The organism is Vibrio sp. Vb1755, assembly GCF_033338635.1.
GTDB classification, from domain to species: Bacteria; Pseudomonadota; Gammaproteobacteria; order Enterobacterales; family Vibrionaceae; genus Vibrio; species Vibrio alginolyticus.
Genome location: NZ_JAWOTA010000040.1, coordinates 16,772 through 29,360, shown reverse-complemented (window position 1 = coordinate 29,360; position 12,589 = coordinate 16,772). Strand labels below are relative to the sequence as shown.

The 12,589-nt window shown below is 45.2% G+C and carries 9 protein-coding genes; 5 read left to right on the top strand and 4 right to left on the bottom strand.

Annotation, left to right across the window (positions count from 1 at the left end; translation table 11 throughout):
- Positions 1 to 1,115, bottom strand: a 1,115-nt coding sequence (hemL, locus tag R7E00_RS21540) for a glutamate-1-semialdehyde 2,1-aminomutase (RefSeq protein ID WP_318124464.1), incomplete at its 3' end; no start/stop codon positions are given.
- A gap of 246 nt (positions 1,116 to 1,361) precedes the next feature.
- Between hemL and erpA the strand changes: the two genes are divergently transcribed.
- From erpA to vmeK, 3 genes are all read left to right on the top strand, one after another.
- Positions 1,362 to 1,703: an iron-sulfur cluster insertion protein ErpA gene (erpA, locus tag R7E00_RS21535; RefSeq protein WP_005380031.1), complete on the top strand. Its 342-nt coding sequence runs from the start codon at positions 1,362 to 1,364 to the stop codon at positions 1,701 to 1,703.
- A gap of 105 nt (positions 1,704 to 1,808) precedes the next feature.
- Positions 1,809 to 2,924, top strand: coding sequence for an efflux RND transporter periplasmic adaptor subunit (locus tag R7E00_RS21530; protein WP_054574824.1), 1,116 nt, complete (start codon positions 1,809 to 1,811; stop codon positions 2,922 to 2,924).
- Positions 2,925 to 2,933: 9 nt separating this feature from the next.
- On the top strand, positions 2,934 to 6,038 hold the full coding sequence (vmeK, locus tag R7E00_RS21525) for a multidrug efflux RND transporter permease subunit VmeK (protein WP_258481800.1): 3,105 nt from the start codon (positions 2,934 to 2,936) through the stop codon (positions 6,036 to 6,038).
- Positions 6,039 to 6,103: 65 nt separating this feature from the next.
- On the opposite strand, the gene R7E00_RS21520 is transcribed toward vmeK, so the two are convergent.
- Positions 6,104 to 7,396: a peptidoglycan DD-metalloendopeptidase family protein gene (locus R7E00_RS21520; protein WP_033905576.1), complete on the bottom strand. Its 1,293-nt coding sequence runs from the start codon at positions 7,394 to 7,396 to the stop codon at positions 6,104 to 6,106.
- Positions 7,397 to 7,526: 130 nt separating this feature from the next.
- Between R7E00_RS21520 and tyrS the strand changes: the two genes are divergently transcribed.
- Complete coding sequence (gene tyrS / locus R7E00_RS21515) at positions 7,527 to 8,714, top strand: tyrosine--tRNA ligase (protein WP_017820416.1); 1,188 nt, start codon at positions 7,527 to 7,529, stop codon at positions 8,712 to 8,714.
- 418 nt (positions 8,715 to 9,132) lie between these two features.
- Positions 9,133 to 9,978 (top strand): magnesium transporter, encoded by an 846-nt coding sequence (locus R7E00_RS21510; RefSeq protein ID WP_005380062.1) that lies wholly within the window; start codon positions 9,133 to 9,135, stop codon positions 9,976 to 9,978.
- Here R7E00_RS21510 and dacB read toward each other — a convergent pair.
- Together dacB and R7E00_RS21500 are read right to left on the bottom strand one after the other, a co-directional pair.
- A complete protein-coding gene (dacB, locus tag R7E00_RS21505) occupies positions 9,957 to 11,378 on the bottom strand; it encodes a serine-type D-Ala-D-Ala carboxypeptidase (RefSeq protein ID WP_086047024.1) in 1,422 nt (473 codons plus the stop codon). The genes R7E00_RS21510 and dacB overlap by 22 nt on opposite strands.
- Positions 11,379 to 11,564: 186 nt before the next feature.
- Complete coding sequence (locus tag R7E00_RS21500) at positions 11,565 to 12,587, bottom strand: porin (RefSeq protein ID WP_005380064.1); 1,023 nt, start codon at positions 12,585 to 12,587, stop codon at positions 11,565 to 11,567.
- Positions 12,588 to 12,589 lie beyond the last annotated feature (2 nt).

Genomic DNA, 12,589 nt, shown 5'->3' with positions numbered 1-12,589 from the left:
GTTACGTCTTCGTAGCAAGTTACTTTTTCTTGGTCAGTGAAGAAGAAGCCGAACATACCGCCCACTTGGTTAACAACTAGCGGAATACCGTGTTTTTCTGCTAGAGACTTAAAACCTTCAGCAAGTTGTTTCGTTTTAGAAGCTAGGCGCTTTTCGTTGCCTTCTTCTTTTAGAAGGTTCAAACATGCGTAGCCTGCTGCCATTGCGACAGGGTTACCGGAAAGGGTACCAGCTTGGTAAACTGGGCCTGTAGGTGCAACGTATTGCATCACTTCTTTACGGCCACCGAAAGCACCTACTGGCATACCGCCACCAATCACTTTACCCAGTGTCGTTAGGTCGGGTTTGATGTTGTAGTGTGCTTGCGCGCCGCCTAGAGCAACACGGAAGCCTGTCATTACTTCATCAAAAATTAGTAGCGCGCCTTCTTGATCACAGATTTCACGTAGCCCTTCGTGGAAGCCTTCCACTGGTGGAATACAGTTCATGTTGCCTGCTACTGGCTCAACGATGATACAAGCAATTTCGCCTTTGTTAGCAGCAAATAGCTCGCGTACAGAATCTAGGTCGTTGAATGTTGCTGTTAGCGTGTGCTTAGCAAAATCTGCAGGAACGCCAGGAGAGCTTGGTTGGCCTAGAGTTAGTGCTCCAGAACCTGCTTTTACTAGCAAGCTGTCAGCGTGGCCGTGGTAACAACCTTCAAATTTCATGATCTTGTCGCGACCGGTGAAGCCACGTGCAAGGCGAATCGCGCTCATAGTAGCTTCAGTACCAGAACTTACCATGCGGATTTGCTCCATTGATGGAACAAGCTCAGAAACTAATTCTGCCATCGCGATTTCAAGTTCTGTTGGCGCACCGAAGCTAAGACCGCGTTGCGCTGCATCAATTACTGCTTCGCGGATAACCGCGTGGTTGTGGCCAAGAATCATTGGACCCCAAGAGCCAACGTAATCAATATACGCTTTACCATCGGCATCAAAAATCAGTGGACCGTCTGCTCGTTCGATAAATAGCGGAGAGCCGCCAACGCCGTTGAATGCACGAACTGGTGAATTGACACCGCCAGGGATGGTTTGCTGAGCTTTTTGATACAGCTCTGATGATTTGGTCATGGGGTTATCCTCTTTTGATTGCTCGGACCAAGTGGAGCGCATTGTACCTAGCTATAATCAAGTTAGAAACGTTTTGCTTAATTTATGTGTTGTTTCGCAGTGTAATCTTATATATCCGCATCTGTTATAAAGAATCGGCGGCGAATACTTGAACGAGTTTGTCAGGTATTGGATAATCGTCTCAATTAGCACAAATTTGACGTCTTGCTTCAGGCTTGACGCATTACACGAGTGAGAGAGGTCTTCGTGAGCGAAGTAAACGTACCATTATCTTTTTCTGACGCAGCAGCATCTCGCGTTAAAGCATTGATTGCTGAAGAAGAAAACCCAGCATTGAAACTGCGCGTATACATTACTGGCGGCGGCTGCAGCGGCTTCCAATACGGCTTTACTTTTGATGAAAATGTAAACGAAGGCGATACGACAATCGTAAACAGTGGTGTAACACTGGTTGTAGACCCTATGAGTCTGCAATATCTCGTTGGCGGTATTGTTGACTACACAGAAGGGTTGGAAGGAGCGCGCTTCTTCGTAAATAATCCAAATGCAACGACAACATGTGGTTGTGGTGCATCGTTCAGTGTGTAATTAACACCTAACAGGCAGCTAATGGCTGCCTGTGCTTTATGTAGAAGGATGTCACGTAAAGCACACGCTCGCAGATATGCAGAGAAATAATAAAAAGGACTTTATATGTCTGGACTTTCTTTTGGACGCCGAATTGTCGAGCGCCCTTGGCTAGTATCTCTTATCCTCGTCTTACTTCTTGTTGCGTGGCTAACCATCGGCCAACTCAAAGCACAAGATGATCATCCTAACTCTTCAACATCCACGAACACGACACCACTTGCAAAGGTGATGTTTGATACTTTTCTTGCCGAACCTACCAGTAAAACCATTGAATTGTATGGACGAACAGCGCCCAATCGTCAAGCGCGTCTTGGCGCCGAAGTTGCCGGTAAAATAGTCAGTCTTAACATAAAGAAAGGCCAAGCGGTCAAACAGGGACAAGTGATCGCAAACATCGATAAGCGCGACCTTGGCATTCAACTTAAACGGGCCCAGGCGATGCTGTTGGTTAAAGAGAAAGAGTTTAATGCAGCTAAATCGCTAAAAAGTCGTGGACTGCAAGGTGAGGTTGCATTTGCGACAGCGCAAGCAGCGTTGGTAGATGCACGTGCGAATTTGAGTAACGTGCAAACGGCTTTAAGAAATACTGAGGTTAAAGCGCCATTTGATGGCATCGTAGATCACCACTTTGTTGAGTTAGGTGATTTTGTCGGGATTGGCGATCCTATTGCGACGGTCATTGATTTGGATACTTTAGTGATTGAAGCCGATGTCAGTGAACGGCATATACAATACCTTAAGGAAGGCCTAGAAGCCGACGTAAGAACCATTAACCAACAGCATCATCAAGGTCGTGTGCGCTACATTGGACGTGTTTCTTCTGCTTCTACTAATACATTTCCAATTGAAATCGAAATTGATAATCAAGACGCAAGAATTCCTGCCGGTATGAGCGCAGAAGTACAGCTGCCTTTGAGTGAAGTGTTGGCAGTAAAGATTACGGCTGCCATGTTAGCACTAGATGAAGAAGGTAACTTAGGTGTCAAGACACTGCGTAATGAGTATGTTGAGTTTGTTCCAATTCAACTCGTTAAGGCCGAGGATGATGGTGTGTGGCTCTCTGGGTTAGGAGAGCGTGCAGACATTATCGTGCTGGGACAAGGTTTTGTGCGAGATGGTGATCAAGTACTGGCCAATAAAGTTGATGACGTAGTTATTGAAGCGGCTAATGAGCAGTAAGGAGCACCTATGTACACTCTGATTGATGCTGCGTTATCTCGCGCTCGCACTATGCTGACATTGTTGGTGATGATATTAATTGCTGGTGTCATTACTTACGTCACAATCCCCAAGGAATCGAGCCCTGATATTACCATTCCGATCATTTATGTTTCTGTTGGACATCAAGGCATTTCTCCTGTCGATGCCGAACGTTTATTAGTTCGGCCAATAGAGCAAGAGCTGCGTTCAATTGAAGGCGTAAAAGAGATGACCTCTGTGGCATCAGAAGGTCATGCTTCGGTGACGCTGGAATTTAGTGTCGGAGTGGATCTTGATAAAGCGATGGCAGATGTGCGTGATGCGGTTGATCTTGCGAAGCCAAAGTTACCAGAGGACAGTGATGAGCCGACGGTAAACGAAGTCACGTTTGCATCTGAAGAGCCTGTTTTGACCGTTGTGCTCTATGGCACCGTACCAGAGCGAACCATTGTTCAGATTGCCAGAACGTTACGTGATCGTTTGGAAAGTTTCCGTCAGATTCTTGAGGTTGAAATCGCAGGAGATCGCGAAGACATCGTGGAGATAGTTGTCGATCCGCTATTGATGGAAAGCTACGGTCTTGATCAAGCGGATATCTATAATTTAATCGCCTTGAATAACCGAGTTGTGGCAGCGGGGTTTGTCGATACTGGGTATGGACGCTTTTCGGTAAAAGTCCCATCGGTTTTTGATTCACTGAAAGATGTGCTTGAACTACCGATCAAGGTGAATGGCAAAGAGGTGATCACTTTTGGCGATGTGGCGACAGTACGACGTGCATTTCGCGATCCTGAAAGTTTTGCTCGTTTAGATGGCGAATCTGCCATCGTTTTGGACGTAAAAAAACGGGCAGGGGAAAACATCATTGAAACGGTTGAGCTGGTAAAAGAAGTACTGGATCAGGGACAGAAGCGCGCCGAGTGGCCCGACAATTTGCAAGTTAAATACACTTGGGATCAATCCGACGATGTCAAATTGATGCTCAGTGATCTACAAAACAATATCTTATCCGCAATTATCCTCGTAGTTATCGTCATTATTGCCATATTGGGGGTTAGGACCGCGCTTCTCGTGGGGATTTCTATTCCAGGATCGTTCTTGACTGGGTTGTTGGTGTTATCGGTATTTGGGCTGACGGTCAATATCGTCGTACTGTTTGCTTTAATTATGGCGGTAGGCATGTTGGTGGATGGTGCCATTGTGGTGACAGAGTTTGCAGATCGGCGCATGCAAGAAGGAACGCCACGTAAAGAAGCCTATCGAGATGCAGCAAAGCGAATGGCCTGGCCTATTACCGCATCCACAGCAACCACATTGGCTGCGTTTGCTCCGTTACTTTTCTGGCCAGACATCACTGGTGAGTTCATGAAGTACTTACCACTTACTTTAATTGCTACCTTGGCCGCTTCGCTGATGATGGCTTTATTGTTCGTTCCTGTCATCGGTGGGATCATTGGCAAGCCTCAAGTAGTCAATCAGAAAGCTCAGCGAGAAATGGTGGAGCTGCATAACGGCAACTTTGAAAAAGCGACTGGCATTACCAAGCTTTATTACCAGACTCTGTCGGTAGCGATTCGTCATCCATGGAAGGTCTTACTCAGTGCGATACTGCTAGCGGCAGGTGTCGGCTTCACTTACAACAAAGCTGGCTTGGGTGCAGAGTTTTTCCCTGAGGTGGACCCTGCCTTTTTTACCGTTAAAGTTCGTTCTTATGGTGACCTGTCTATTTACGAAAAAGATGTTGTTATGCGCGAAATCGAGAAGGTGATGCTCGGTCATGACGAGTTTGAAAGTGTCTACACGCGCACAGGATCGAGCGATAATGGGGACGAGATTGGCCAGATTCAAATAACGCCTGTGGATTGGCAGTATCGACGCAAAGTGAAAACCATTATTGAGGAACTAAAAGAGACGACAGACCGCTTTTATGGTGTTGAACTTGAGTATAAATTCCCGGACGCAGGACCGCCTGTCGAGCATGATCTCGTGATTGAAGTGTCATCACGAAATTTGAGTGTTAGTGTGTTAGATGAAGCAGCCAAAAAAGTACGACATTGGGCTGATGGTAATCCTGCACTGACCAACTTGAGTGATACCACTAATAAGGAAGGGATTGATTGGCAAATTGATATCCAGCGAGATGACGCCTCTCGCTTTGCAGCGGATGCTACTTTAGTCGGGAATACCGTCCAGTTTGTTACGAACGGTTTGAAAATAGGCGATTATTTGCCCGATGATGCGGATGAAGAAGTCGATATTTTGGTGCGCTATCCGCAAGATAAGCGCGACATAGGTCGATTTGATCAACTGAGAGTGAAAACGGCAGCTGGTCTGGTACCGATTACGAATTTTGCTCAAATCAAACCAGATCATAAGCAAGACACTATTCGTCGGGTCGACGGTCATCGAGTTATCAATATTAAAGCGGATATGGTGGAAGGTTACAATTTGGCGCTTGAGTTACCTAAGATTGCCGCTGGAATGGAACAGCTCGACTTACCGGAAGGCATTGAATATAAAATTCGGGGTCAAAATGAAGAGCAGGAAAACTCATCAGCATTCTTGCAAAATGCTTTTATTGTCGCGCTTGGTGTGATGGCTTTGATTTTAATTACGCAGTTTAATAGCTTTTATCAAGCTTTCTTAATCCTTAGTGCAGTGCTGTTTTCTACTGTTGGTGTCTTCGCTGGGTTACTTATTTTCCAAAAGCCATTTGGCATCATTATGTCGGGAATTGGAGTGATTGCGTTGGCTGGTATCGTGGTAAACAACAATATTGTTTTAATCGATACTTATAATCAGATGCGTAAACGTGGTTTAGAAAAACCTGAGGCTATTTTGCGTACGGGTGTGCAGCGTTTAAGACCCGTTTTACTCACGACGGTGACCACCATATTAGGCTTATTGCCAATGGTGTTAGAAATGAACATCGACTTAGTTAATCAGAAAGTGGAGTTTGGCGCACCAAGCACTCAATGGTGGTCTCAGCTTGCGACCGCTGTCGCGGGTGGTTTGGCGTTTGCGACTTTGCTAACGTTGGTTCTGACCCCGTGTTTGCTTATGCTCGGGAGAGAGCATCACCCCGAGCAGTAAGCTTTATCGTGATGATATCGACAAAACAAAAAGGGCAGCGAAGCTGCCCTTTTCAATACCTTGCCTTACTTCATTGCTAACAGTTTGCTGTAGCGTTCAAGCTTGTCCATGCTAACTTTCGCGTTTGCCATGAAAGTTTGTCTCGCTTTTCCTGTCAGGGATTTAGATTGTGGCAAATTCACCGTGCGCGGGTTTTTATGGACACCATTCACAAGGAACTCATAGTGCAGGTGAGGGCCAGTTACACGGCCAGTTCCGCCAAGCGTACCGATGGTTTGGCCTTGCTTAACGCGTTGACCAGCTCGTACAGTACGTTTGGTTAAGTGCAGGTACTTGGTAATGTAAGTATTACTATGTTTAATGAAAACGTAGTTACCATTAAATTTGTTGTAAGACGATTTTTGAACGACACCATCACCAGCCGCCCAAATCGGGGTGCCCACTGGTGCTGCATAGTCCGTGCCTCTATGAGGACGAACGCGTCCCGTCACTGGATGTAAGCGGCGTGGGTTGAAGTTAGACGAAACTCGACGGAAATCCAACGGCGCGCGTAAGAATGCTTTTTTCATTGCACGCCCATTTTCGTCGTAATACTTGCCACTTTTCTGATCCAATATTGCGGTAAAGGTATCGCCTTGGTTTTTAAAGATCGCAGCAATGATTTTTCCACGGCCGATTACTTCTCCTTCTACCACTTCCTCTTGGTAAAGTACTCGGAAGCTATCGTTTTTACGAATATCTAAAGCAAAGTCGATGTCCCAACCAAATATGCCAGCCAGTTCCATGATTTGGTTACCATTTAATCCAGAAGATATTCCTGCATTCCAAAAGTTTGATTTGATGGTGGCTTCTGCGTAGTTGTACTGGAAGTCGACTTCTTTCTTATCAACTTCAGAAACGTACTTGCCGTCTTTTAATGTGATACGAAAAGTCTCGAACGCGCTTAGTGTTCTTCTTAGCTGCACCAAGTCGTTATTTTCGTCAAAACCAAATTGCAATCGGTCACCAGGTCGAAGCCGAGTTAACTGTTTTTCCACTTCTTTATCTGATGACACCAGTTCATGTAATAGACGAGCGGAAAGCCCTACGCGACTAAATAAGATGGCAGCACTCTCGCCATTTTTTACCTTGTATGTCTCCCAGCGCAGCACGGCGGGAACCGCAGGCGATGAACTATTTAGTGCACTGAGTTCGAGGGAAACTGGCACAGGATAATGTTGACCAACTTTTAATCGGCTCTGCTGCGGGTCTAGGTCTTGCGGATCAGGTAAAAAGAAGAGCGCGAAGATAATCAGCGCACTAAAAAAACCGATCAATACTTTGTGCAAGAGTGGAAGTCGGACAAAAATCGAATGCATGAGGTACTTGATTGCTAAATTAAACGGAAAAAGTGACAACTACCTAGTCTAACGTGTTTCAAAATGCATCGCTATTCAAGTAATATGTTCAGCTATTATATTTTTGCCAAATCTGTGGGAGTGAACAAGAATGGCGAGCATTGAAGCTGCACTAGCCGAGATTAAGCGCGGTGTTGAAGAGCTGATTCCAGAAGAAGAGCTAATCGCAAAACTAAAAGAAGACCGTCCTCTACGTATTAAATTGGGCGCTGATCCAACAGCACCTGACATTCACCTAGGCCATACGGTTATTTTCAATAAGCTTCGCTTGTTCCAAGAACTAGGTCATGAAGTGACGTTCCTAATCGGTGACTTCACTGCAATGGTTGGTGACCCAACAGGTAAAAACACAACTCGTCCACCGCTAAGTCGTGAAGACGTATTGCGTAACGCTGAAACGTACAAAGAGCAAGTGTTCAAAATTCTCGATCCTGCAAAGACTAAAATTCAGTTTAACTCTGAGTGGCTGTCTGAACTGGGCGCAGAAGGTATGATTCGCCTTGCGGCAAACCAAACCGTTGCTCGTATGCTAGAGCGTGACGACTTTAAAAAGCGTTACGCGGGTGGTCAGCCAATTGCTATTCATGAGTTCATGTACCCACTTCTACAAGGTTGGGACTCAGTAGCAATGGAAACGGATGTTGAATTAGGTGGTACAGACCAGAAGTTCAACCTTCTAATGGGTCGTGAACTGCAAAAGTCTCACGGTCAAAAACCTCAGGTTGTACTGATGATGCCGCTTCTAGTGGGCCTTGATGGCGAGAAGAAGATGTCTAAGTCAGCAAACAACTACATCGGTATCAGCGAAGCGCCAAGCGAAATGTTTGGTAAAATCATGTCTATTTCTGATGACCTAATGTGGAGCTACTACGAGCTGCTCTCTTTCCGTCCTCTGGAAGAGATTGCTCAATTCAAAGCTGATGTAGAAGCGGGCAAAAACCCTCGTGACATCAAAGTATTGCTAGCAAAAGAAATTATTGCTCGTTTCCACAGTGAAGCCGATGCCGATGCAGCAGAGCAAGAATTCGTAAACCGTTTTGCGAAGAACCAAATTCCTGATGAAATGCCAGAGTTTGACTTTGACGCAGGTCGCCCAGTGAGTAATCTGTTGAAAGAAGCAGGATTATGTCCATCATCGTCAGATGCGATGCGCATGGTTAAGCAGGGCGCTGTGAAGATTGATGGTGAAAAAATTGCGGACAGCAAATTTGCTCCAGAAGCGGGTACTTACGTGTTCCAAGTAGGCAAACGTAAATTTGCTCGTATTACTATTCAGTAATTCATAATGACTGCAAATGAAAGCGTCCGAAGGGCGCTTTTTTTGTATGAAAATTTAGCAAAAACGGCAAAGTAAAACTTCCATACCTGATGAACTTTGCTACTATACTTGCGCTGCCAATAATGGCAGCGCTATCGGAGATTTACATGAACAATACCGACCATCCTCCCAGTCGTTGGGTGAGTAAGATTAAGGGAGCGAAATAACCCGCTTCGGTATTGGCGATCTCCGCCTTACCTAAGTGGTGAGGCATCTTTTCTAATTTTCTTCTCGTTATTTCCTTCATACATTCTGAATAGACAGTGCATTCGCATTGGTTTTCTCTGTGCATCTTAATTGTTGTCTGACTTTTAGCGTGCAAGAGTGGCTTTTCATGCTTTGTCGATGGTCGTTACCAATGCCAATCGGGAGATTCGCCATGACGGTAATGAACAACACTTTTATTGAAACAACACCAAACTTTTCTGAAGTAGAAATTGGTGCAGCTCGCAATGCATTCTTGCAGTACGAGCAAGAGCAACAAGTCCATTTGCTTACGGTTATGCCGATTGATGAGGCTGTAGGTATTTTACAGCATTGCTCTGTCGGCTATGTGAATAGTCTTATTGCTCAACTTGAGCAAGCAGGTCATGACAAACGCGCACGTCATTATGCTCACCAACTGGGTCTGCATATGTCTGAAGTTGATACACCCGATGGTTATTTATCAACTAGTGTTTTAGGGCATGTAAAACAGCGTATTGGATGGATCATTGCGCTGGCTCTTTTAGGGATAGTGTCAGGCTTGATCATCGCTCAGTATGAGGACACCCTTAGTCAGCTTGTTTTACTTGCAGTGTACATGCCAGTGATTGCAGCTGCTGGTGGTAACACAGGAACACAAGCAGCAACTTTGGTGATTCGTGCTCTTGCTACTGGAGAGTTAAAAAAACGCCAATGGTTAGAAGTTTTGTGGAAAGAGAGCCGAGTCGCTCTATTTATTGCGCTAGCGATCGCTATCGTGATGATTGGACGCATTATGTTATTTAGTGCAGGACAATCAACAGGAGGCTTTGAACTGACCGATATCGCACTGGCAATAGCAGTTGCGCTGTTCATTCAAGTCACCATTTCTACAACATTGGGCGGGCTGTTGCCAATTATTGCACGAGCTTGCAAGTTGGACCCAGCCGTATTGGTGAGTCCAGTTCTTGCGTCTATCGTCGATATTTCAGGAATGTGGATTTACTTTAACGTGGTGAACTATTTCTTAGGTATTGCCTGACTAAAGTTCACAATGTCATTGTAAAAAAGCTGCTCAAAATGTGTAATCGGGGCGATGACAGGTGTGTTGTCGTCCCGTTTTTCTGGGAAGTAGTCTGAAACAAACTGAACAAAAATGGTGTTAGGTTGACCATTTTTATCCAAGCCATATCCAGCCATATTGTAAGTCCCGTAGATAGAGCCACTTTTCGCGATCAGCTGTCCTTTAATTGGAAGTTTTCGCATACTTTGTCGGTACTTTAATGTGCCGGATTCACCTGATTTCGGCATGATGGCAATCAATTTGAGTTCGTTTTCATGCTTCCAAATATAGCGCAGCATTTCAGCCATCTTGGTCGCGGAGATCCGGTTATTTCGCGAAAGTCCTGAGCCGTCTTCTAGGCGCGCATTACGAATATCAATACCAGTGTTGGCGAAAATGATCTGCTTGATCGCTTCTGTCCCGTTAGTAAAACTGCCTGGCTGAACGAAAAATTTAGCGCCAAGTGTTTTGGTTAATGTGTCGGCAATTAAGTTGTCAGAGTTTTTGAGCATATCTTCGAGAATGTCTGGTAAGGCTTTTGATTGATGCATTGCGATGAGCTTTCGCTGCTTTTCTGGCGCCGTACCGACCCTAATCTTTCCCGATACCCCAATGTTGAGCTCCTTGAGCAAAGCCGCCAACCTTTGACTGGTGTAACGCTCAGGGTCTTGAACCGCAAATTTCAGTGGCAATGGTTTGTCTCTTTCAACCAAGCACCCTGTTAGCTTGTAGTTGTTATCGGGATTTGCAACTAAACCTAAGTCACAATGACGACTTTTCTTAATGGTTTTAGAAACTGTTTCTACGGTACTTGTGACACGAATAGGTTGATGCTCTGGTACGTAGACCCGCGTTCCACCATCTTTTTGTGTATAGATAGAGGCTTGTACACAGTTGTTATTGAGTGTGATGGTCGATGCCGGAGCGCTGTAGCAAACTCCCAAGATATCCCACGGCCAGCCCACCGCACGGTTATAACCAGTGAATGCGCTGTTATCGAGCCATAGGTCACCGTTAATCCGTTTTAAGCCATTTTTCTTAGCTAGAGTGAGAAGTGATTTTAAGTCGTTGGTTTGGAGTGTTGGGTCGCCGACAAAGTAAATCACTGCATCTGAGTTCGACGTTTCCAGCTTGGTTCGAAACCGGAAATTATCACCCAGTTCTAGCTTTGCGGCTAATGCGGTGACGATTTTTAATGTACTCGCTGGTGGGAACAGTTGTTCGGTAGGATGAACACCGTCAAGCTCAGCATTTTCACTGAGTTTTTCCGCAACTAAACTGATGCGGGCGCCTTCAGGCAACACCTCTTGATGAGGGTACGCTTGTGAAAAAGCAGAAAGTAATGAAGAGAATATGAGCAAGGGCCAACGTAAACGCATAATGATACTTTCTAAGGTGAGTTATGTGATTGAGTATACGCAAGTCCTTTCAATATGCTAGGTAACTAAAGAAATGCTTCAAATGTCTTCATGAATGAGACACGAGAGAAAGGCGCGCTGCTTAAAATGAAGTATAAAAAATGCCCGCTTAAAGCGGGCATTCGATATTCTAGTCAAAGACCGGAATTAGAAGTCGTAACGTAGACCTAGAGCTAGCTCGTCTTCAGCATCGATCTTAGTTGCAACTGTTTTGCTCGTGTCAGTTGAACCAAACTTGTCACCTGCATCAATCAGGTTGAAGTTGTAAGAAATGTAACCACGGAAGTTAGGCTTGAAGTAGTAAGAAGCATCAACAGCGAAGTTGTTTGCAGAAGTTTCGTTGTTAGTTTCTGCATTGTTGTATGATGTTGTAAATACTGTTTGGCCTAGAGTGTAAGCACCCGCTAGCTCGTAACCAGTGTAATCAACTGTGTTACTGTTGTTTGAATCTTCCATTTTCTCGCCGTCAGTGAATACACCAGCGAAGTAAAGATCAGACATTGTGTAAGATGCAGCTAGCATGTACTCGTTAGCTTTGTCTTGATCTGCGTAACCAGCACCTAGCTCAAGACCAGTGTCAGCTAGAGCGTAGATTGCAGATAGAGAGTAACCGTCTTGTTTGTTGTCGTAGTACTCACCAGTGTTTTTGTTTTCCATACGATCAGCGAAGCGGTAGCTTGCTTTTACGCTTAGATTTTCAAACTGGCCTTTGTAAGCCATCATGTTGTCTGTACGGTCTGATACAGCTAGTTTGTCTGCTGCAGAGTTACCGTGGTAAGCCATGATATCTGTGAAGTCAGTGATAACGCCTAGTGCACCTTCAGTTTTACCGTATGCGAACTCACCGTAAGCACCGCCAAGACCAGCGTAAGCAAGACGAGTTTCTAGATCGCTCTTGTCGTCGCCGTCTACAGTACCGTTTTGAGCAGTCTCAAATTCACCTTCCCAGAAACCAACACCGTATAGGTTGTCATTGATTTCTTGTTTACCAAGGAAGTTTAGACGGATGCGAGATTTGTCTTGAGCGTCGCCATCTTTCATAGATAGACGTGCTTCAGCACGGCCGCCCATTTCTAGAGAAGTACCGTCTTGGTTGTAAAGTTCAGCTGCGTTTACGCCAGTTGCCATAGCTGCTGCAGATACAGAAAGAGCAATTAGAGTCTTTTTCATCT